The 20375-nt window shown below is 59.9% G+C and carries 18 protein-coding genes; 8 read left to right on the forward strand and 10 right to left on the reverse strand.

The features are described 5' to 3' along the window. Positions 1–71: 71 nt before the first annotated feature. Complete coding sequence (locus C4J87_RS07610; protein WP_124366299.1) at positions 72–1259, reverse strand: MFS transporter; 1188 nt, start codon at positions 1257–1259, stop codon at positions 72–74. Positions 1260–1741: 482 nt separating this feature from the next. Here C4J87_RS07610 and mqo point away from each other — a divergent pair, with 482 nt between their 5' ends. Continuing rightward, on the forward strand, positions 1742–3388 hold the full coding sequence (mqo, locus tag C4J87_RS07615) for a malate dehydrogenase (quinone) (protein ID WP_124366300.1): 1647 nt from the start codon (positions 1742–1744) through the stop codon (positions 3386–3388). 63 nt (positions 3389–3451) lie between these two features. On the opposite strand, the gene C4J87_RS07620 is transcribed toward mqo, so the two are convergent. Continuing rightward, positions 3452–4288 (reverse strand): LysR family transcriptional regulator, encoded by an 837-nt coding sequence (locus tag C4J87_RS07620; protein WP_124366301.1) that lies wholly within the window; start codon positions 4286–4288, stop codon positions 3452–3454. 97 nt (positions 4289–4385) lie between these two features. Between C4J87_RS07620 and C4J87_RS07625 the strand changes: the two genes are divergently transcribed. Both C4J87_RS07625 and C4J87_RS07630 read left to right on the forward strand, forming a co-directional pair. Beyond that, positions 4386–5285 carry a DMT family transporter gene (locus C4J87_RS07625; RefSeq protein WP_124366302.1) on the forward strand — a complete coding sequence of 300 codons (900 nt, stop codon included), beginning with the start codon at positions 4386–4388 and terminating at the stop codon, positions 5283–5285. A 131-nt stretch (positions 5286–5416) separates the two neighbouring features. Continuing rightward, positions 5417–5746, forward strand: a complete 330-nt coding sequence (locus C4J87_RS07630; protein WP_124366303.1) for a YXWGXW repeat-containing protein — start codon at positions 5417–5419, stop codon at positions 5744–5746. A gap of 27 nt (positions 5747–5773) precedes the next feature. On the opposite strand, the gene C4J87_RS07635 is transcribed toward C4J87_RS07630, so the two are convergent. From C4J87_RS07635 to C4J87_RS07650, 4 genes are all read right to left on the reverse strand, one after another. Then, complete coding sequence (locus tag C4J87_RS07635) at positions 5774–6169, reverse strand: PIN domain-containing protein (RefSeq protein WP_124361830.1); 396 nt, start codon at positions 6167–6169, stop codon at positions 5774–5776. After that, a complete protein-coding gene (locus tag C4J87_RS07640) occupies positions 6166–6423 on the reverse strand; it encodes an AbrB/MazE/SpoVT family DNA-binding domain-containing protein (RefSeq protein ID WP_124366304.1) in 258 nt (85 codons plus the stop codon). The genes C4J87_RS07635 and C4J87_RS07640 overlap by 4 nt, the downstream gene beginning before the upstream one ends. 170 nt (positions 6424–6593) lie before the next feature. Further along, positions 6594–7967: a nucleotide 5'-monophosphate nucleosidase PpnN gene (ppnN, locus tag C4J87_RS07645; protein ID WP_124361832.1), complete on the reverse strand. Its 1374-nt coding sequence runs from the start codon at positions 7965–7967 to the stop codon at positions 6594–6596. A gap of 149 nt (positions 7968–8116) precedes the next feature. Next, on the reverse strand, positions 8117–8941 hold the full coding sequence (locus C4J87_RS07650; RefSeq protein WP_124366305.1) for an aspartyl/asparaginyl beta-hydroxylase domain-containing protein: 825 nt from the start codon (positions 8939–8941) through the stop codon (positions 8117–8119). Between the two features lie 274 nt (positions 8942–9215). Between C4J87_RS07650 and fabV the strand changes: the two genes are divergently transcribed. Next, positions 9216–10409 (forward strand): enoyl-ACP reductase FabV, encoded by a 1194-nt coding sequence (gene fabV / locus C4J87_RS07655; protein ID WP_124361834.1) that lies wholly within the window; start codon positions 9216–9218, stop codon positions 10407–10409. A gap of 60 nt (positions 10410–10469) precedes the next feature. Here fabV and C4J87_RS07660 read toward each other — a convergent pair whose 3' ends face one another. Then, positions 10470–11672: an anthrax toxin-like adenylyl cyclase domain-containing protein gene (locus C4J87_RS07660; RefSeq protein ID WP_124366306.1), complete on the reverse strand. Its 1203-nt coding sequence runs from the start codon at positions 11670–11672 to the stop codon at positions 10470–10472. 209 nt (positions 11673–11881) lie between these two features. On the opposite strand from C4J87_RS07660, the gene C4J87_RS07665 reads away from it, so the two are divergent. Beyond that, entirely contained in the window at positions 11882–12505 is a 624-nt protein-coding gene (locus C4J87_RS07665; protein ID WP_124366307.1) for an HAD family phosphatase, read from the forward strand. On the opposite strand, the gene C4J87_RS07670 is transcribed toward C4J87_RS07665, so the two are convergent. After that, positions 12502–13407, reverse strand: a complete 906-nt coding sequence (locus tag C4J87_RS07670; RefSeq protein ID WP_124366308.1) for a LysR family transcriptional regulator — start codon at positions 13405–13407, stop codon at positions 12502–12504. The two genes, C4J87_RS07665 and C4J87_RS07670, sit on opposite strands and share 4 nt — an antisense overlap. 103 nt (positions 13408–13510) lie before the next feature. Here C4J87_RS07670 and C4J87_RS07675 point away from each other — a divergent pair, with 103 nt between their 5' ends. Beyond that, positions 13511–14680, forward strand: a complete 1170-nt coding sequence (locus C4J87_RS07675) for an aspartate aminotransferase family protein (protein WP_124366309.1) — start codon at positions 13511–13513, stop codon at positions 14678–14680. 818 nt (positions 14681–15498) lie between these two features. Here the strand turns inward: C4J87_RS07675 and punR are convergent. Continuing rightward, on the reverse strand, positions 15499–16413 hold the full coding sequence (gene punR, locus C4J87_RS07680; protein ID WP_124366310.1) for a DNA-binding transcriptional activator PunR: 915 nt from the start codon (positions 16411–16413) through the stop codon (positions 15499–15501). Between the two features lie 122 nt (positions 16414–16535). On the opposite strand from punR, the gene punC reads away from it, so the two are divergent. Then, positions 16536–17714, forward strand: a complete 1179-nt coding sequence (gene punC / locus C4J87_RS07685) for a purine nucleoside transporter PunC (protein WP_124366311.1) — start codon at positions 16536–16538, stop codon at positions 17712–17714. 128 nt (positions 17715–17842) lie between these two features. Here the strand turns inward: punC and C4J87_RS07690 are convergent, their stop codons facing one another. Beyond that, a complete protein-coding gene (locus tag C4J87_RS07690; protein WP_124366312.1) occupies positions 17843–18676 on the reverse strand; it encodes a nucleoside-binding protein in 834 nt (277 codons plus the stop codon). A gap of 157 nt (positions 18677–18833) precedes the next feature. Between C4J87_RS07690 and C4J87_RS07695 the strand changes: the two genes are divergently transcribed. Next, positions 18834–20336 carry a nucleobase:cation symporter-2 family protein gene (locus C4J87_RS07695; RefSeq protein ID WP_124366313.1) on the forward strand — a complete coding sequence of 501 codons (1503 nt, stop codon included), beginning with the start codon at positions 18834–18836 and terminating at the stop codon, positions 20334–20336. The last annotated feature ends 39 nt before the right edge of the window (positions 20337–20375 follow it).

Genomic DNA, 20375 nt, shown 5'->3' on the forward strand with positions numbered 1-20375 from the left:
GACTGGCCCATTGCTATCGGGGGCAAGCCCCCTCCCACATTGGATCTATGATCGGCGCGAAACGTGTGGCGTTAGTTGCCGCCCTTCATGCGCCGCGCAATCAGGTAGATGCCCAATCCGATCAGGGCCGTCACCGCGCCGATGTAGCCGGTGCTGGTCCAGCCAAACCCAGCGGTAATTGCCATGCCGCCAAACCATGGCCCCAGAGCGTTGGCCAGGTTGAACGCGGCGTGGTTGGACGCTGCCGCCAGGCTCGGGGCTTCGTGGGCGATGTCCATCAGGCGGATTTGTAACGGCGCCGCCAGGGCGATCATGGTGCCGACGAGGCCGATGCCCAGCAGTACGCTCCACAGGGAGCTGGCGGCGAAGGTGAAGAAGATCAGTACGGCCATCGACCACACTAGAATCCAGCCCACCGCGCGAAATTGCATGCGGTCAAACAGCTTGCCGCCGGCAATGTTGCCGATGATGCCGCCCATGCCAAACGCGGCGAGGCCGAAGGGGATCCATTGCGGCGAGACTTTGGTTACTTCCAGCATGGTCGGCGCCAGGTAGCTGAATACACAGAACATCCCGGCAAACCCGATCGCGCCGATGGACAGTGCCATCCACACTTGCGGTTTGGTGAAGGCGCGCAGTTCCTTGCGTGGGTCACTGCGTTCTTCATCGTGGCGGTGGGGCACGAATTGCCAGACGAGGGCGATGGTGCACAGGGCGATCACGCTAACCAGGGCGAACGCCGAGCGCCAGCCCAGGTGTTGGCCGAGGAAGGTGGCGATGGGGTTGCCGAGCAGCATGGCCAGGGTCAGGCCCATCATCACTCGGGCCACGGCGCCGGCGCGTTTGTCGCTGGGCACCATGCTGGAGGCGACCACGGCGGCGATGCCAAAGTAGGCGCCGTGGGGCAGGCCGCTGATAAAGCGGAAGGCTACCAGCGAGCCGAAGGTGGGGGTGAAGGCGGTCGCGAGGTTGCCCAAGGCGTAGAGGCCCATCAGCAATAACAGCATGTGTTTGCGCAGCAGCTTGGCGCCGAGGATGGCCAGCAGCGGGGCGCCGACCATCACGCCCAGGGCGTAGGCGCTGATGGCGTGGCCGACCTGCGGTTCGCTCAAGCCCAGGTTCTGGGCGATGTCGGGCATCAGGCCCATGATGGCGAATTCGCCGGTGCCGATTGCGAAAGCGCCCACGGCCATGGCCGCTTCCATTTTGGCGGCACTGCGCGCGGGCAGGACGTGCCCGGGTGTTGGGTGGGTAGACATGAATTGCTCTGTTTGGATGAGGTGTACGAAAGACAATCGCCGATGCTACGCATGGGACGGTGAGGGTGTCTAGAACAGCCAGGCGCATGAGAGTTCCGGGCCTGTGACCCCAGGTCGCGGCTGGCCGCCTTGACACCTGCGCGATAAAACCTGCGATTTAAAGGTGTCAATTGGCCAAACGACGCATAAACGCGGTTTGGCGTGATATTCTGCGCGCCGTCTTGGTCTAGTCTTTCCCTGGTGCGTACACCCGTATACGTCCCAGCGGTTGGCTGTCGCCCAGGTAGCTGAAGCCAATAATGATAAGAAGTCAGCGCAGAAGGGACATAACAGTGAGGTCGATCCATCGGCCTTGTGTGCCCACCCTGCAGTCCTCATGTGAATGTGTAGGCCCCGCGGTACGTTGCCTGGCGTAGCGTGATCGAGGGTCACCCATGATCAGGGGCGGTAGGGCGGATGGCGTTTTATCATAGGTGCTACTGATGTTTAAAAAAGTAAACACTGCCCTGCTGGGGCTGGCTTTGTCGATGGGGATCACGTCCGTTCACGCGGAAGAGGCAAAGAAAGTCGATGTGCTGCTGATCGGCGGCGGCATCATGAGTGCAACCCTGGGTGTCTGGCTCAACGAGCTGGAACCGGGCTGGTCGATGGAAATGGTCGAGCGCCTCGATGGCGTGGCCGAAGAAAGCTCCAACGGCTGGAACAACGCCGGTACCGGTCACTCGGCACTGGCTGAGCTGAACTACACCCCGGAAGACAAGAATGGCAATGTTGAGATCCCGAAAGCGGTCGAGATCAACGAAGCGTTCCAGATTTCCCGTCAGTTCTGGTCCTGGCAGGTTCAGCAGGGCGTGTTGAAGAACCCGCGTTCGTTCATCAACTCCACACCGCACATGAGTTTTGTGTGGGGCGATGACAACATCAAGTTCCTGAAAAAACGCTACGAAGCGCTGAAGGCGAGCCCGCTGTTCGCCGGCATGCAGTACTCCGAAGACCCGGCCCAGATCGCCAAGTGGGTTCCGCTGATGATGGAAGGGCGTGACCCGAACCAGAAAATCGCGGCCACCTGGACCCCGATCGGCACCGACGTGAACTTCGGCGAGATCACCCGCCAGTTCGTTGCCCACCTGCAGACCACTCCTAAGTTCGACCTGAAACTGTCGAGCGAAGTGCAGGACATCACCCGTAACGACGACGGCTCGTGGCGTGTGAGCTACAAAAACCTCAAAGATGGCACCAAGACTGAAACCGACGCCAAGTTCGTGTTCATCGGCGCCGGCGGCGGTGCCCTGCACCTGCTGCAGAAATCCGGTATTCCGGAAGCCAAGGAATACGCCGGCTTCCCGGTAGGTGGTTCGTTCCTGGTGACCGATAACCCGACCATCGCCGAGCAGCACCTGGCCAAGGCCTACGGCAAGGCGTCGGTCGGTTCGCCGCCAATGTCGGTTCCGCACCTGGACACCCGCGTGCTGGATGGCAAGCGCGTGATCCTGTTTGGCCCATTCGCGACCTTCTCCACCAAGTTCCTGAAAGAAGGCTCGTACCTGGACCTGCTGACCAGCACCACCACCCACAACATCTGGCCAATGACCAAAGTCGGTATTCGTGAATACCCGCTGGTCGAGTACCTCGCCGGCCAACTGATGCTGTCGGATGACGACCGCTTCAAGGCGCTGCAAGAGTACTTCCCGAACGCCAAGCAGTCCGACTGGCGCCTGTGGCAAGCCGGCCAGCGCGTGCAGATCATCAAGCGTGACGAAGAGCAGGGCGGCGTCCTGAAACTCGGCACCGAAGTGGTCAGCTCCGCCGACAACTCCATTGCCGGCCTGTTGGGTGCATCCCCAGGCGCGTCCACCGCGGCTCCGATCATGCTGACCGTGCTGCAAAAGGTGTTCAAGGACAAGGTTGCGAGCCCGGCCTGGCAGGAAAAACTGCACCAGATCGTGCCAAGCTACGGCACCAAACTGAACGACAGCCCTGAAGCGGTTGCCAAGGAATGGGCCTACACCGCCGGTGTGCTGCAACTGACCCCACCGCCAGCGATTCCGCAACTGACGGCTCCACAGGCCACCGAGGCTGCCAAGCCTGCGGCTGAGCCAGGCAAGCCGGCGTCTGATTTGGCGCTGTAAGCTACGCGTAAGCAAAAGCCCGCTGAACCGGTGACGGTCAGCGGGCTTTTTTGTGCGCGGCGTTCAGACCCTGAAGTGCCTGACTTGCTCGTACAGATGCAGGGCCAGCGCGTTAGCGGTGTCGGACAGCAGATACAGATGCTGTGCGGGGAGGGCCGGCAGTTGCGTGATTTGCCTCAGCCCTTCGCCCATGCGGCTCTCCTCCATCAGGCCCACGGCCACGCCGCTGCGCACGCAAGCTTCTACCGCTGATGAGTTGGGGCTTTCCAGCAGTACGCGATGGTAAATCCCGTGATCTTTCAGCGCCTGTAACGCCGCCGCGCGGTACGGGCAACCAGCGATAGGCACGGTGATCGGCAGCGGCGCGTTGGGTGGGTAACTGAACTGCTCGGCGGCGACCCACAGCGGTTGCACGGGGCCCAAGCGCTCACCCTGTGCCAGTGGGTGTGCACTGACGGTGATGACCAGGTCCAACTGGTTTGCCGTGAACAGATTCAACAGTTCGCCACTGGTCCGCGCCTCGATTTCCAGTTCCAGCAGCGGGTTGTCGGCGATCAGTCCCGGCAGGAATGTGTGCATAAAGGCAGGTGCGTAGGTGTCGGGCACGCCCAGGCGGATCTTGCCCTGCATGCGCTGGGGCATCAGCGAGATCAGCAAGCGGTCGTGGCTTTTGAGGAATTCGGTGGTTTCGCCCAACAGTTTCCTGCCGTACAGCGTCAGATCCACGCCCTGGTTACTGCGGCTGAACAAGCGTTGGCCGACCTGGTCTTCCAGCTTCTGAATCTGCGTCGTGACGGTGGACGCGCTGCGGTGCACATGTTCGGCCGCTTCGTTGAAGCGGCCAAAGCGTGCGACGGCGTGAAAGGTGCGCAACAGATCGATATTCAGTTGTTTGGCCATGGTTCTACTAATGCGAATTGGTAATGCAGGTTATTCAAATATACAGAAGAGTCCTCCTTCCCTAGCCTTGAAGTCAACTACACAGGCTGGAGGCTGCATGAAGCGATCAACCCTGGGATTGCTGCTCTTGCAAGGAGCGTTTGTTCTGTCATGGAGTTCGGGCTATATCGGCGCGAAGCTGGGCACCCAAGGCAGCGGGGCGTTCAACCTGCTGTTCTGGCGATTTTTGTTGGTATCGCTGTGCCTGGGAGCGTTCTTGAACGTCAGGTTGCTGAAGGTGACCTGGGCGCAGATCCGCCATTACGCCATCATCGGCTGCCTGTCGCAGTTTCTGTACCTGAGTTGCCTCTATGTGGCGATCCAGAACGGTTTGCCGCCGGGCATTGCGGCGATCATCGCGGCGTTGCAGCCGTTGATGACCGCCGCATTGTCGACAGGCAGTGCAACTGAGCGCAGCGGCGGCTGGCAATGGGTGGGGCTCGTGATCAGCTTTGTCGGCGTAGCGATCGTGATCGCCGGGCAGTACAGCAATAGTGGCAAAGAAGTTGGCGTGGCCATGTATGGGCTGCCACTGGTCTCGGCGCTGGGGCTGACGCTGGCGACCTTGTACGAGCGCCGTTCGCAGCAGAGCACGCAGGCCGGCTTGCTCATGCCGCTGTTTATCCAGTCGCTGCTGACGTTGATCGGCTTCACCGGCGCGGTGCTTTATACCGATACCTTGAGCATTCCCCATGACACCGACGTACTGGTTTCGATTGTGTGGCTGACGGTGTTTTCCACCTTTGCCGCCTACTTGAGCCTCTGGCGGCTGCTGCGCGTGATGACGGCTACTCGGGTTGCGGCGTTGGTCTATCTGGAGCCTCCGGTCACCCTGGTATGGGCGGCGCTGATGTTCGGCGACGAAATCCATGTTTCGACCTATGCCGGCATTGCCGTCGTGATTGCCGGGTTACTGTTGTTGCGCCTGAAGCGACCGACCGTCGCCTGCACGACCTGAGGCCTTGAGGGTTCAGCAATCTGACAGACATCTCCTGTTAAAAAATAACTCAAGCCAAGCAGGAGCCCGGCTGGAACACAGGGGATTTCTTTCTGATGCAGGTACAGGGCGTTAACGCCCGAGGGTTTTGTATGTTGCTACGTTATGCGGCAATGGCGGCGGTAGTCGTCGCGGCATCCGGGTGTGTGCAAGAGCGCGTCGTGCATGAACGCCGGCCGGTACAACGTGAGTATGTGGAAGTCGTGGCGCCGCAACCGCCGCCGGTGCAGGTGATCGAAGTCGAGCCGGCGGTACGCGAAGGTTATATCTGGTCACGCGGTTACTGGCGCTGGGAAGGTGGGCGCTATGTAGCGGTGCACGGCCATTGGGAGCCGATACGCGTGGGCTATCGCTATGTGCATCCGCATTGGGTGCAGCGCAACGATGGTTATCATTGGCAGGGCGGTGGTTGGGTTCGCTGAACGAGCGGCCTCTCCCCAAAAGACGGCCTAGCCGATCCGTTTCATGCCCGCTGCCTTGACCGCATTCAGGTCGAAGGTGGCGGTGTACTCGCAGCCGGCCGCGTGAGCGCAGCGTTCGATCAGGCAGTCGGCGAAGTCTGCTTTGTTCGCAACGAACTTGCGCAGTGCCTGCCAGACGACATCGGCGTGCTCGACAGTGAGCTCGCGCGTATGCAACAGGGTTTCTAGCACCATCACCACATCGCTTTTTGCCGATTGGTAGCAGGCCTGCAGCACCCATACCAATTCCACAAGGGTCACCAGGCTGACAAAGCCCGGTGACGCGGCGCTCAATGATTCAATCAGTCGCGACGCCTTGGCGGATTGAACGGGCTCATCCTGGGTGACATAGCGCACCAGCACGTTGGTATCCAGGCCGATCATCCCGCGTTTGCTCCCTGTGCCGCGATGGCCCGGTTCATGTCCTCGATGGACACGGCAGTGGCAGGCTTGCGAATCAGCCCCTTGAGGTCGGTGACGGTTTTACTCGCGGCGATCATGGAAAACTTGCCGTCTTCCATTTCGACGAACTCCACCCGGTCACCTGTTTCCAGGCCGAGGGCCGTCCTGACCTGGACAGGGATAGTGATTTGCCCTTTTGAAGTAAGTGTGGCGGTTGCCATAGTGAAGACCTCCATCGTGATGCTCCTTACCTTAGGGTAAGGAGTGATCGAGGACAATATCCGTTGGTCCATAGGGTGCTCGCAGAAGTGGGTGAGTCGGTACTAAAACCCTAGTCCGAACTCTCGATCCCCACACCTTTGATCACGCGCCAAACCGATACAAACTATGACGGCTCGCCGCTGGCTCACTGCACCACGCGGTAACACGGCACATACGCTGCTCCGCCCGGCAATTTCATCCGGTGCTGGGCGACGAAGGCCTTTAGCAGTTCATCCAGCGGTTTCATGATCGCCGGGTCGCCGTGGATTTCGTACGGGCCCTTTTCTTCGATCAAACGAATGCCTTTGTCCTTCACGTTACCCGCCACGATCCCCGAGAACGCGCGACGCAGGTTGGCCGCCAGTTCATGGGGCGGCAGCGCGTGGGTCAGTTGCAGGCTGGCCATGTTTTCGTGGGTCGGGTCGAAGGGGCGCTGGAAGCCTTCGTCGATTTTCAACAGCCAGTTGAAGTGGAATGCGTCGTTGCGCTCGCGACGGAACTGTTTGACCGCCTTGAGCCCTGCGGTCATCTGGCGCGCAACTTCGGCCGGGTCGTCGATGATGATCTGGTAATGCTTCTGCGCCGCTTCGCCGAGGGTCGCGCCGACGAACGCATGCAGTTGTTCCAGGTAAGGCGCCGCATGTTTGGGCCCGGTCAGCACGACCGGGAACGGCAGGTCGCGGTTGTCCGGGTGCATCAGGATGCCCAGCAGGTACAGGAATTCCTCAGCCGTACCGGCGCCGCCAGGGAAGATGATGATGCCGTGGCCGACACGCACGAAGGCTTCGAGGCGTTTCTCGATGTCCGGCAGGATGACCAGTTCGTTGACGATCGGGTTGGGCGCTTCGGCGGCGATGATGCCTGGTTCGGTCAGGCCCAGGTAGCGGCCGCCGGTGATGCGCTGTTTGGCGTGGGAAATAGTCGCGCCTTTCATCGGACCTTTCATCACGCCGGGGCCGCAGCCGGTGCACACGTCGAGGCTGCGCAGGCCCAGTTCGTGGCCGACCTTCTTGGTGTATTTGTATTCTTCGGTGTTGATGGAGTGGCCGCCCCAGCACACGACGATCTTGGGTTCGACACCCGCACGCAGCGTACGGGCGTTGCGCAGCAGGTGGAACACGTAGTCGGTGATGCCCTGGGAGTTGCTCAGGTCGATGCGCTGGCTGTCCAGCTCGTTCTCGGTGTAGACGATGTCACGCAAGGCGCTGAACAGCATTTCGCGGGTGCTGGCGATCATTTCGCCATCGACGAAGGCATCGGCCGGGGCGTTGAGCAGCTCCAGGCGCACGCCGCGATCCTGCTGGTGGATACGCACTTCGAAGTCTTTGTAGGCGTCGAGGATGGTCTTGGCGTTGTCGATATGGGCGCCGGTGTTGAGGATCGCCAGGGCGCACTGGCGGAACAGGGCGTAGATGCTGCCGCTGCCGGCTTCACTCAGTTGCTGGACTTCACGTTGGGACAGGGTTTCGAGGCTGCCCTTGGGGCTGACGGAGGCATTGATCACTTGACGTTGGGGCATTCTGGTTCCTTGAAAGCACAGCCATCGCGTCTACAAAAGGCGCAATGGCTTGAGAATGAGGCGCGCCGTATACGGTCGCACGAGACGGTTATTTACCTTACGCACAAGGCTGAGTGCAAATACCGTCCAGCACCATCATGCCGCAGAACTTACTGGATCAGCTTCCAGTTTTTGTAGAAAACCCGACGCAGGGTGAACACCAGGCCGGCAAACCCCGAGATCACGGCGTTCAACACGGAGGGCACCGGGGTCGGTCGCACAATATCGATGAACAGGCAGTAACGTTTCGCATCGTTCTTGTTAAAGGATGCATGCATCAACGTGTCATCGAAGATGAACAGCGGGTCGTCGTGCCAATAGTGCTTGTGCTTGCCCACCTGGATATACACACCCTCGTGATGCGGCGCCGGCGCCATGTTGTAGAGCACGCGGAACATCATGCGCAACGGGCCGAAATGGAAGGACGTCGAGCGGTTCTCGTTGAACACCGACACGCCGATGGTCTTCACGAATGGCAGTTTCTTGCGCAGTTGCGGGATGTCCAGGGCGGTTTCGATCGGACGACCGTACCACTGGAAAAACAACATGCCGCGTTTCTTCTCGGCCATGCGTGCGTCCAGGTAACTGATGATTTCTTCCTTGCGGGCCATGGCGTCGTTGATGACCTGTTGCAGGTCCTCGCGCCAGGCGCGCGGCAGGTCGTCCAGGGTGTAGACATGACGGTTGCGGCGGCTCAGCAGGTCGAACAGGGTGTTGAACGGCGCCAGAATCCAGGTGTTACGGCCGTTGCCGATGAAATATTTCTTGATGGTAGCGCGGTCATACAGGCCATTACGCAGGAAGTCATACAGACCGCAAACCACTACCAGCAGTAAAAACGCCAGGCTGGTACGCGGAAAATAGGCGATAAACAGTAAAACGCCGAGCACCCAGGCAAGGGATATCAGCTTTTTACCCACGGCATTTTTGCTCATGAAACGCGGCTCCAGGCCTGAAACATAATGAAACAATTTCGTCATGATAGAGCTTTATGGCGCGCGCAGGCGTTTTAAATAGTTCGAAAATTGTGAAGTCGCTGCACAATTTGTAACTGGCCCCAGAGGCAAGCGGGTTTGGGTGGATTGAATTTTGAGAACGGAAGATTTGCGACTATCGTGACGCTTCGGTTTTTCGGACGTCATAGACCGGTACGATTGAAGTTGAATGGCTACCACTGGCCTTCGGCACCTTGGAAGAGGCAGAATTTTTATGATCATCAAACCGCGCGTTCGTGGCTTTATCTGTGTGACCGCTCACCCTGTTGGCTGTGAAGCGAACGTCAAAGAGCAGATCGACTACGTGATTCAGCACGGCGCCATCGAAGGCGGCCCAAAGAAGGTGCTGGTCCTCGGCGCTTCCACTGGTTACGGCCTGGCCGCGCGCATCAGTGCCGCGTTTGGCTGCGGTGCCGACACCCTGGGCGTGTTTTTTGAAAAAGAAGGCGAAGAAGGCAAGCTGAGCTCCGCTGGCTGGTACAACAGCGCGGCGTTCGAGAAGTTTGCCGTGGAAAAAGGCCTGTACGCCAAGAGCATCAACGGCGACGCGTTTTCCGATGAGATCAAGCGCCTGACCATCGACACCATCAAGAAAGACCTGGGCAAGATCGACCTGGTGGTCTACAGCCTGGCCGCGCCACGCCGTACCGACCCGCAAGGCGTGGTGCACACCTCCACCCTCAAGCCGATCGGCAAGGCCGTGACCCTGCGCGGTATCAACACCGATAAGGGCGTCGTGGTCGACACTACCCTGGAGCCTGCCACCCAGGAAGAAATCGACGGCACCGTCAAAGTGATGGGCGGTGAAGACTGGCAGCTGTGGATCGACGCCCTGCGTGACGCCGATGTACTCGCCGAAGGCGCCAAGACCACAGCGTTCACCTACCTCGGTGAGAAGCTGACCCAGGACATCTACTGGAACGGTTCCATCGGCGAAGCCAAGAAAGACCTCGACAAGAAAGTCCTGACCCTGCGCGACAACCTCGCTGCGCTCAAGGGCGATGCCCGCGTGTCGGTACTCAAGGCCGTGGTCACCCAGGCCAGCTCGGCGATCCCGATCATGCCGCTGTACCTGTCGCTGCTGTTCAAGGTGATGAAAGAGCAGGGCACCCACGAAGGCTGCATCGAGCAGGTCTACGGCCTGTTCAAGGACAGCCTGTACGGCAAAGAGCCCAAGCTTGATGCTGACGGCCGCCTGCGCGCCGACCTGGCCGAGCTGGAGCCGAAGGTCCAGGACGCCGTGGCCGCGCTGTGGAACCAGGTGACTGACGACAACGTTAACGAAATCAGCGATTTTGCCGGTTACAAGGCTGAGTTCCTGCGTTTGTTCGGTTTTGAAGTCGACGGCGTGGACTACGACGCGGACGTGAACCCGACCGTCAAGATCAACGGTCTGGTCCAGGCATAAGCGCTATCACTGTGGCGGCTTGATAATCGACTTATCAAGCCGCTTTTTGTTGCTCAGTTGTCAGGCTTGCCTGGAACCAGACAGGCGCTGTTTTGCCAGGGTGAAGTCTGACCGCCTCACATTCACCACCTCTTTCTCCCATAGCGGATTGAGCGGCACGTGATAACCGCTGTCCTTGGCGGTCTTTATCAGCTCAGCCATTTCCCTGCTGTCATGGATGATACTGATCTCATCGAATCTACCTAGCTTTGCCGGCAGGAAGAAAGTCGCCGGGTAGTTTGCTGCCACGTCCGTCGCAGGGCTGCCTGAGTCTGCATTGTGATGGACCACCCGCTCCGCATCGCCGACCAGCTTTCGATTGATGATTCCGATCATTTCCTCTATTCGCGGCGTGATATTGCCGAGATCGGGGTTTTCCTTGCGGTAGAAATGAGCGGCATTTTCAAAGTCCGCCGATAACTCCCGTGGAACTTGCTGGTAGTGGCTAACCCGACCCCTGAAGACACTGTGGGCGATATCGGGTACCGGCAGCTTATCCTGGGCGCCAAAGTCACTTAGGTGAGGCGCGATCATGTGCAGGTCATAGTCGGCGGTCAAGGCCTTGCCCTCTAGCTGCTTGGCCAGCACGTGCAGCACCTTGCCGTTGTGCGTGATCAGATAGTTGTCGCCGCCAGGCGAGGCGGGATGGGCTTGGAACGCATAATGCTGCTGACTTGGCCCGCGAGCGCTCAATTGCAGCGTGCCATCCCCTCCGCGAGCTGCCCGCCCAGTGATTTGGCCAAGTTTTACCAGCTCGTCAATGCGATGACGCGAGAGTTTCAAGGGGATCGGGACTGCATGGCCTTGCTCGATGCAGTCCAGGATCTGCGCGTTGGCGTTAGCCAGCGTTTCCGGTGATTTGTGCGCGAACTGTTCGAGCTTGCTAAATGCCTGGTCCGTACAGATCAAGCCGGACTGTGGTCCCCAATTGGCACTTTTGCCTTTGATATGAAAGTCCTTGGTGGGGTGCCCAGCTTCTATCAGCCCTGTGGCCACGGATTCGACCGGGCGTATGCCGATGATGGAGTTGGTGGCTGCCGCTATCCTTTGCAAGGGGGCGAGGTGGCTCGACACTATTCCGGTTCGCGCTTTTAACTGGTCGATCAGTGCATGCGGGGCACCGACCTCCGACGTAGTGCTGGCCTGTAAAAGCGCCTGGTTGCGTTGCAGTACTTCCAGACTGAGCGCGGAAGGTGATGTTACAGCGGTAATCATGGCAATCATTGGAATACCTCTACGTCACGTTTTTTGCGACCGCATTGATGATTCCTTTCAGTCATGGATTTCCCTGAGAGCGAAGCTCACCTTAAACGATGCTTTCGGCGATGTGAGTGGGCGTTTCACTTTTCAGAACGGTCCTACCGTGGCTTACCTTTTGCTGTTTGCTCCGGCATGCAAGACTGCGTCATCCATGTGCGCAAACAGGAGGACCCATGACGATTCGTGCAGTCGTGTTTGATTTCGGCGGTGTGTTGTTTGACTGGAACCCGCAACATCTGTACCGCAAGCTCATTGCCGACGAGCAGGAGCGGCAATGGTTTCTCGATAATATCTGCACCCAGGCCTGGAACACCGAACAGGATGCTGGCCGCACCCTCGCCGAAGCCACCCGCCACTTGATTGAGCAACACCCCGAACATCAGAGCCTGATCCAGGCTTATTACGAGCGCTGGCACGAGATGTTGCGTGGCGAATTGCCAGAAGGTGTCGCAATTCTCACTGCATTGCATCAAGCGAAAATGCCGTTGTTCGGGTTGACCAACTGGTCGGCGGAAACCTTTCCCTATGCCCGCGAGCACTATCCGTTCCTGCAGTTTTTCCGCGATATCGTCGTCTCGGGCCAGTTGAAACTGATCAAGCCTGACCCTGCGATCTACCATGCCAGCCTCGCTCAGGTGCGCGTTCATTTGCCGGATGTCCAGCCTGGCGAAGTGGTGTTTATCGATGACGTCGCGGGCAATGTCGAAGCGGCTATGGCCCTTGGCTGGCAGGGTATTCACCATGTGTCGGCCGAGCGTACTGCCGCCCATCTGCGTAAGCTGGGGGTGGGCTTCTAGCGCGCCCACTTCTCCATGGCAAAGTCGACGAAGGCGCGCAGTTTGGGCAAGCGGTAACGGTCTTGGCGATACAGCAGATGCATGGGGCGGCTGGACAGTTGATAGCGGGTCAGCAAGGCTACCAACTTGCCGCTCTCCAGGTCCTGCTGCACCAGGGCATCGGCCAGCATGCTGATGCCCATCCCATTGACGGCCGCCTGGCGCAAGCCCTGCGAGCTGTTGATGGTCAATGAGCCGGAGACCGGAACCTCTACCTCGCCGTCCTCGTCGGTCATGCGCCACAGCTTGTCGGTGTCGCGCCAGTTGTCGTTCGCCGGATAGGCGAACGCCAGGCAGTTGTGGTGCCGCAAGTCATCGGGCGTCGACGGCGTGCCGCGTCGCGCCAGGTAATCAGGCGACGCGCAGAGGGTCAGGGTGTAATCCTGCAGTGGCCGGGCGATCAGGCTGGAGGTTCCCAAGTCGCCGAGACGGATCGCCACGTCGAAGCCGCTGTCGACCAAGTCCATCCGCTCATTGCTCAGCACCACGTACAGGTCGATCTGCGGGTAGCGCTGGGAAAATTCGCTCAAGGCCGGCACCAGGCGTTCGCTGCCGAATACCGGTGGCACGGTAATACGCAGGCAGCCTTTGGGCGTTTCGCTGTGGATCTGCTCCGCCAACAGTTCGGAGTCGGCCACCAGCCCGAGCACCTCAAGGCAGCGCTGGTAGTACTCCCCGCCGAATTCCGTGAGGCTTTGTTTGCGCGTGGTGCGCTTGAGCAGGCTGACCCCCAGGCGCTGCTCCAGCGCGCGCAGGTGATTGCCGACCATGGTGGTGGACATTCCGCATTCCTGTGCGGCGGCAGTCATGCTGCCGGTCTCCACGACTTTCACGTACACCGTCATTGCCTGGAACACATCCATTATCAAGCCCTGGTTCAAAGTCATTGCAGGAATGCGCAGTTTATCCAGCACGGGTGGCTAACGATACTGCACCCATCCTCACGATGCACTGGAGCTTGCCACCATGACCGCCGCCTGCCTGATGACCACTTATCAACCTTTGGCCCTGAGCTTCACCCGTGGCCTGGGTACGCGCCTGTGGGACCAGCAGGGCCGTGAATACCTCGACGCGGTGGCCGGTGTGGCGGTGACGAATGTGGGCCACTCCCACCCAAGGTTGGTGGCGGCGATCCGTGAGCAAGCGGGCCTGCTGCTGCACACCTCCAACCTCTACAGCATCGATTGGCAGCAGCAGCTGGCCCGGCGCCTGGCCCAGCTATCCGGCCTGGACTGCGCGTTCTTCAACAACTCTGGCGCCGAAGCCAACGAGACGGCGCTGAAACTGGCACGCTTGTATGGCTGGAAAAAAGGCATTGAAGAGCCGTTGGTGGTGGTGATGGAGAACGCCTTCCACGGGCGTACCCTCGGCACCATGGCGGCCAGTGACGGGCCCTCGGTGCGCCTGGGTTTCCAGCGTTTGCCGGGGGATTTTCTCAAAGTCGGGTTTGGCGATCTGGCGGCCCTTGAGGCCATTACGGAACAATTCGGCACGCGCATAGCGGCCGTGCTGCTCGAACCGATCCAGGGCGAAAGTGGCGTGTTGCCCGCGCCCCCCGGCTACCTGAAAGCCCTGCGCGATCACTGCACGCGCCACGGTTGGCTGATGATGCTGGATGAAATCCAGACCGGCATCGGCCGCACCGGCGCCTGGTTTGCCTTCCAGCACGAAGGCATTACCCCGGACGTGATGACCCTGGCCAAAGGCCTCGGCAATGGCGTACCCATCGGCGCCTGCCTGGCCCGGGCCGCCGTCGGCCAGTTGTTTACCCCCGGCAGTCACGGCAGCACCTTTGGCGGCAATCCCTTGGCCTGCCGGGTGGGCTGCACGGTGCTCGACATCATTGAAGAGCAAGGCTTGCTGCAGAACGCTGCGCAACAAGGTGCACGGCTGCTGGCGCGGTTGCGGGTGGAGTTGAGCGAGCATCCGCAGGTAGTGGCGATTCGGGGGCAGGGCCTGATGATCGGCATCGAACTGGCGCGCCCGTATCGCGAGCTGGCCCAGCGTGCGGCGCAGGAGCATGGGCTGTTGATCAACGTGACGCGCGGCAAGACCATCCGCCTGCTGCCACCGCTGACGCTGGATGCCAAGGAAGTCGAGATGATCGTAAGGGCGATCACCCGCCTACTTGAGTAAAACCCGATCAAAATGTGGGAGGGGGCTTGCCCCCGATGGCCATAGGTATCTACACAACTTTGTAGCAGCCTACGGTAACCACGATGCGAAGCGAGTCGCTCTTGATCTTGCTTTTGATCTAGGCGCCCCGTTAAACCACGCTGGCCGGAATCCGACAGTGATTTGGGGGGTAAACCGGCAGGGATGCCGGTTTAGCCGCCCCGCGCCATGGATGGCGCGTGGCGGCGGCCCCCCAAATCACTGTCGGATTACGGGCACACCGAGCCTAGGCGAGGTGCCGAGTGGTGGGGCAAGAGCGTTTTGCTTACTTTTGCGCTTTTCAAAAGTGAGACGCCGTAAGGGCGGAACCCATAGCAGCCGTTACCGCAGCAACGGATATGTACTCGCCCTGATCCAGCATCCTGGTCGGCTGTCAGGCCGTCATCGGGAGCAAGTCGAATCGTCGCACCGCCCCTCCCACATTTAGGTCGCGGGGCATCAGTTAGAGAGGCTTCGGCTCCTGGGCCGCCACAGGTTCAGGGCCACGCCAAAGTTGTGTAGATACCTATGCCCCGATGGCGGTGGTTCAGTCAGTCCATCTGTCATTGATACACCGCTATCGGGGGCAAGCCCTAATGCCAGTCAGTTAAGGCTTTTTGTAGGAACGAGGCGGGCGGCTAGCCCTTGCTCGCGAAAAACTCACAGGCACCGCGTTCATTCAGAAAGCACGCGTTATCGTTGACGTTTTTCGCGAGCAAGCTCGCTCCTACAGACGGCGGTGTACGCTTAACTGACTGGCATTAGGGCAAGCCCCCTCCCACAGGGGATCTGCGTCACCTTTAAAGGTCATTGCCATTCAGCCATTCCTGATTCATGGTTTCGGTATCCCCCAGGTATTCCAACAACCACGCCATCGCCGGCGACAGTTTGTTCTGCGCCCACGCCACGCACGAGGGGCTGGCAGGGAAGGGCCGGTGCAGTTGCAGCGCCACCAGCTCACCGCGCTCGATCCACGGTAGCACCTGATGCGCCGGGGCCATGCCGACGCACAAGCCATCGCGCAGGCAATCGAGCGCCGAGGACCAGTTGGGCACCACCAGGCGCCGCTGGTTATCCAGGGTCCAGGTGTCCCGCTTGGGCAGGTTGCGTGAGGTGTCGGTCATGCACAGGGAGGCGTATGGGCGCAGTTGATCGTCACTGAGCAGGCCTTCTATCGCCGCCAAGGGATGCCTGGCGCTGACCACGCACAGCCAGTTCAACAGGCCCATGTCGCGGAATGTGAAGTGGCTGGCCACCGGCACCGCGCTGGTGGCACCGATCACGATGTCGGTGCGCTCATCCGCCAGGGCATCCCACACGCCGTTGTACACCTCGTACTCCAGCAGCAATTCCACTTCGGGAAACTGCCGATAAAAATCCAGCACCAGTTGCCGACAGCGTTGCGGCTTGACGATGGAATCCACTGCCACCTTCAATTGCCCGCTCCAGCCATTGGCCACCTGCTGGCACAAGCGCCGTGTGCCGAGCATTTTTTTCATCACGCCCCGGGCTTCGTCTATAAACAGCCGGCCGGCGGGCGTCAGCTCCACGTCACGGTGGCGCCGTATGAACAGCGGCACCGCCAGCCATTCCTCAAGCTGACGCACCGTATAGCTGATGGCCGACGGTACGCGATGCAGTTCCTGAGCGGCGGCGCTGAAGCTGCCGTGGCGTGCGACGGCATCGACCACATCCAGGGAGTATTCGGACCACATGGTGGCTGCCTTCAAAATTATTGATGAGAGTGTCCAATTATTATCGCTTCACAGGAAAACTGTCAGCTTCATAATGGGCGCCAGTCAGCAAATAGTTTGATGGCAGGATCTACAAGGCTTCAATGAAAAATTCTTTTGGTTTCACGTGGTATCTGGCGGGGCTGAGCATGCTCGGTTATCTCGCCATGGACATGTATTTGCCGGCGTTTGGCGCCATGGGCGCGCAGTTGCAGATTGGCGCCGGGGCCGTGGGCGCCAGCTTGAGTATTTTCCTCGCCGGGTTTGCGCTAGGGCAGTTGCTGTGGGGGCCGTTGTCCGACCGGCTCGGACGCAAGCCGGTGCTGCTTACGGGGCTGAGCCTGTTTGTACTGGGGTGCCTGGGCATGTTCTGGGTGCAGACCGCGCCGCAGCTGTGGGCGCTGCGTTTTATCCAGGCGATCGGTGTGTGTTCCGCCGCCGTGAGTTGGCAGGCGCTAGTGATTGATCGCTACCCGGCCGACAAGGCGCACCGCGTGTTCGCCAGCATCATGCCGCTGATGTCGCTATCGCCGGCTCTGGCGCCGCTGTTGGGCGCGATGGTGTTGAATCACTTTGGCTGGCAGGCGATTTTCGGCGTATTGCTGGGCGTGTCGCTGCTCTTGTTGCTGCCGACCGTGTTCCTGCGCAGCGCGCCGAAGCGCCAGACGGACGCACCGGTGCGCCTGGGCTATGCACAGCTGCTCACTTCACGGGTATTTACCGGCAACGTCATGATATTTGCCGCCTGCTCCGCCAGTTTCTTTGCCTGGTTGACCGCTTCGCCATTTATCCTCGGCGGCATGGGTTACAGCCCGAATGACATCGGCCTCAGCTACGTGTTGCCGACCCTGGCGTTTCTGGTCGGCGGCTACAGTTGCCGCAGCGCCTTGCAACGTTTGCCGGGCAAGACCCTGCTGCCGTGGCTGCTCGCGTTCTATTGCCTGAGCATGGTGGCGCTGTATCTGGTTGCAACCCTGACCGTGCCGACCCTTACTACCTTGCTGATTCCGTTCTGCCTGATGGCGCTGTGCAACGGTGCCAGCTACCCGATCGTGGTAGCGAATGCGCTGATGCCCTTTGCGGAAAATTCCGGCAAGGCGGCGGCACTGCAAAATACCCTGCAGTTGGGCTTGTGCTTTCTCGCCAGCCTGTTGGTGTCCTCCATGATCGAGCAGCCGTTGTTGATTACGGTAATTGTGATGCTGGCGACCGCGCCGCTGGCTGTGCTGGGTTATTGGCTGGCGCGACCGAAGGGTAATGCTTCCGAACTGGCCAGCGCCTGAGCTGACAATGCGGTAAAAATGTGGGAGGGGGCTTGCCCCCGATAGCGGTGTATCAGTGCCAGCTAGGCTAGCTGACCCACTGCTATCGGGAGCAAGCCCCCTCCCACATTTGTATTGTGTTTCTTCAGTTAGAACGTCACTTCCAGATTCACCGTCGGCGTTGATGTGCGGCTACCCCGGCCACCGTCCACGCCGAATTTGTTATGCCAGTACTCGTAGCCCACGCCCAGGTACAGGTTCGGCTTGACGCTCTTGCCCGGCCGCACCGCCACCATCAGCGCGGTGCGCATCAGGGCTTCCGGCGCAGTATCGCGGCTATGATAATCCTCGCCTTTCTTCCCCACATAATTGATGAAGCCCTGGAATTTCGCCGCGTGGTTGGCGATCTCGAACGGGCGCATCCATGTCAGGTTGAGCATGTAGGTGTCGTCAAAGGTGTGGTTCGATTCCCGCGCGCCTGGAATGCCTGTGTGGTTCTTTTCCTTGTAGTACATCAGGCTCAGGTCCAGCACACCGACGGTATTGAATTTCAAGGTGGGGCCGATGACCAGGGCGCGTTTTTTGGCGGAAGCGACGTTGTTGTTGCGGTTGGCATCAAAACCCAGCGTCAGCGCGTAGTCCTTGATCAGCCCGCTACCCAACGGCGTGTCGAATACCCGTGAGGCATACAGTTGGTGCCGGTACACCGCGTAGACCTCGCTGCCACCATGGTCGGTGCCCTTGCGCGGGTCCTTGCTGTCAGACAGGAACACATCGAGATTCAGAAAATGGCTGCCGTACTGGTAGCCGCTGGCATGGGTGAAGCTGTAGATGCGCTTGCTGAAGTCGTCGGGATTGTTCGGGTTGGTGAAGTGCTGGCCGTAGCGAAACCCCAGGCTGTTGTTCATCCACTCCACTGCGACAGCCTCGCCGCCGCCGAGGAGGGTCAATGCGACGGTTGCGCCCTGCAATGCCTTTTTCATGCTGTTGGCTCCTTTGGCGTTCTGGCTCATGACGGCCGGATTGTTTTTGTAACGCCGCGGCAGGGTATCTTGTCTGAACGATTGTATACAACTCTATGGACATACAGTCTGAACATTGCATACAGTGAGCGCACAACAAAAACAGAGACCCCTCACCATGACTATCCCGAAGGCGTCACCGCAGCGGCCCGAAGATGAAAATCTAGGCGTCGCCGCCAACATGGCTTACGGCCTGCAGCATGTGCTCACCATGTACGGCGGCATCGTTGCTGTACCGTTGATCGTCGGCCAGGCGGCCGGGTTGTCACCTGCGGATATTGGCCTGTTGATCGCCGCGTCACTGTTCGCCGGCGGCCTGGCCACGCTGTTGCAAACCCTTGGCCTGCCGTTCTTCGGTTGTCAGCTGCCGCTGGTGCAGGGCGTGTCGTTCGCGGGTGTGGCGACGATGGTGGCGATCGTCGGCAGCGACGGGGCAGGGGGCGTGCCGGCGATTCTCGGCGCGGTGATGGCCGCGTCGTTCATTGGTTTGTTGATCACTCCGGTGTTCTCACGCATCACCCAGTTTTTCCCGCCGCTGGTGACCGGTATCGTGATTACCACCATCGGCCTGACCCTGATGCCCGTGGCGGCGCGCTGGGCCATGGGCGGCAACAGCCGCGCGGCGGATTTCGGCAGCATGTCGAATATCGGCCTGGCTGCACTGACGTTGGTGCTGGTGTTGCTGTTGAGCAAAATCGGCAGCGCAGCCATCTCGCGCTTGTCGATTTTGCTCGCGATGGTGATCGGCACAGTGATCGCGGTGTTGTTGGGTATGGCCGACTTCTCCGCCGTCACCCAGGGGCCCATGTTCGGCTTTCCCACGCCTTTCCATTTCGGCATGCCGACCTTTCATGTGGCGGCGATTATTTCCATGTGCATCGTGGTGATGGTCACGCTGGTGGAGACCTCGGCGGACATCCTGGCGGTGGGCGAGATCATCGACACTAAAGTCGACTCCAAACGCCTCGGCAATGGCCTGCGCGCCGACATGCTGTCGAGCATGTTCGCGCCGATCTTCGGTTCCTTCACGCAAAGCGCATTCGCCCAGAACGTCGGCCTGGTGGCGGTCACCGGGGTGAAGAGTCGGTTCGTGGTGGCAACGGGCGGGGTGTTCCTGGTGGTGCTGGGCTTGCTGCCGTTCACGGGCCGGGTGATTGCCGCCGTGCCCACATCGGTGCTTGGCGGTGCCGGCATTGTGTTGTTCGGCACGGTGGCCGCCAGCGGTATTCGCACGCTGTCCAAGGTGGATTATCGCAACAACATGAACCTGATCATCGTGGCCACCAGTATCGGTTTCGGCATGATCCCCATCGCTGCCCCCAGTTTCTATGACCAGTTTCCCAGCTGGTTCGCGACCATTTTCCATTCGGGCATCAGTTCGTCGGCGATCATGGCGATCTTGCTGAACCTGACGTTCAACCATTTCACCGCCGGTAACTCGGACCAGCAATCGGTATTCGTGGCAGGAACTGAGCGCAGTTTGTGCTTTCGCGACGTGGCGGCGCTGCGCGATGGGGATTACTACCGAGGTGGGAAGTTGTTCGATGCCGAGGGTAAGGAGATTCCGCTGGTGGCGGATACCTTGAAGAAAGCCGCAAAGCCCGAGACCACTGAGGTTTGAATGTGGGAGGAAGTAAGGCCTGATGCCAGTCTGTAGGAG

It is taken from the genome of Pseudomonas sp. R1-43-08, assembly GCF_003852255.1.
Lineage (GTDB): Bacteria > Pseudomonadota > Gammaproteobacteria > Pseudomonadales > Pseudomonadaceae > Aquipseudomonas.

What these genes read in the sequence shown, in the direction of transcription:
- punC (WP_124366311.1), top strand. Translation starts at nt 16,536, where the DNA reads ATGAAAAATTCTTTTGGTTTCACGTGGTATCTGGCGGGGCTGAGCATG.
- C4J87_RS07690 (WP_124366312.1), bottom strand. Translation starts at nt 18,676, where the DNA reads ATGAAAAAGGCATTGCAGGGCGCAACCGTCGCATTGACCCTCCTCGGC.
- C4J87_RS07670 (WP_124366308.1), bottom strand. Translation starts at nt 13,407, where the DNA reads ATGGATGTGTTCCAGGCAATGACGGTGTACGTGAAAGTCGTGGAGACC.
- C4J87_RS07635 (WP_124361830.1), bottom strand. Translation starts at nt 6,169, where the DNA reads ATGATCGGCCTGGATACCAACGTGCTGGTGCGCTATGTCACCCAGGAT.
- C4J87_RS07625 (WP_124366302.1), top strand. Translation starts at nt 4,386, where the DNA reads ATGAAGCGATCAACCCTGGGATTGCTGCTCTTGCAAGGAGCGTTTGTT.
- fabV (WP_124361834.1), top strand. Translation starts at nt 9,216, where the DNA reads ATGATCATCAAACCGCGCGTTCGTGGCTTTATCTGTGTGACCGCTCAC.
- C4J87_RS07675 (WP_124366309.1), top strand. Translation starts at nt 13,511, where the DNA reads ATGACCGCCGCCTGCCTGATGACCACTTATCAACCTTTGGCCCTGAGC.
- ppnN (WP_124361832.1), bottom strand. Translation starts at nt 7,967, where the DNA reads ATGCCCCAACGTCAAGTGATCAATGCCTCCGTCAGCCCCAAGGGCAGC.
- punR (WP_124366310.1), bottom strand. Translation starts at nt 16,413, where the DNA reads ATGTGGTCCGAATACTCCCTGGATGTGGTCGATGCCGTCGCACGCCAC.
- C4J87_RS07640 (WP_124366304.1), bottom strand. Translation starts at nt 6,423, where the DNA reads ATGGAGGTCTTCACTATGGCAACCGCCACACTTACTTCAAAAGGGCAA.
- C4J87_RS07630 (WP_124366303.1), top strand. Translation starts at nt 5,417, where the DNA reads ATGTTGCTACGTTATGCGGCAATGGCGGCGGTAGTCGTCGCGGCATCC.
- C4J87_RS07610 (WP_124366299.1), bottom strand. Translation starts at nt 1,259, where the DNA reads ATGTCTACCCACCCAACACCCGGGCACGTCCTGCCCGCGCGCAGTGCC.
- mqo (WP_124366300.1), top strand. Translation starts at nt 1,742, where the DNA reads ATGTTTAAAAAAGTAAACACTGCCCTGCTGGGGCTGGCTTTGTCGATG.
- C4J87_RS07660 (WP_124366306.1), bottom strand. Translation starts at nt 11,672, where the DNA reads ATGATTGCCATGATTACCGCTGTAACATCACCTTCCGCGCTCAGTCTG.
- C4J87_RS07665 (WP_124366307.1), top strand. Translation starts at nt 11,882, where the DNA reads ATGACGATTCGTGCAGTCGTGTTTGATTTCGGCGGTGTGTTGTTTGAC.
- C4J87_RS07650 (WP_124366305.1), bottom strand. Translation starts at nt 8,941, where the DNA reads ATGAGCAAAAATGCCGTGGGTAAAAAGCTGATATCCCTTGCCTGGGTG.
- C4J87_RS07695 (WP_124366313.1), top strand. Translation starts at nt 18,834, where the DNA reads ATGACTATCCCGAAGGCGTCACCGCAGCGGCCCGAAGATGAAAATCTA.
- C4J87_RS07620 (WP_124366301.1), bottom strand. Translation starts at nt 4,288, where the DNA reads ATGGCCAAACAACTGAATATCGATCTGTTGCGCACCTTTCACGCCGTC.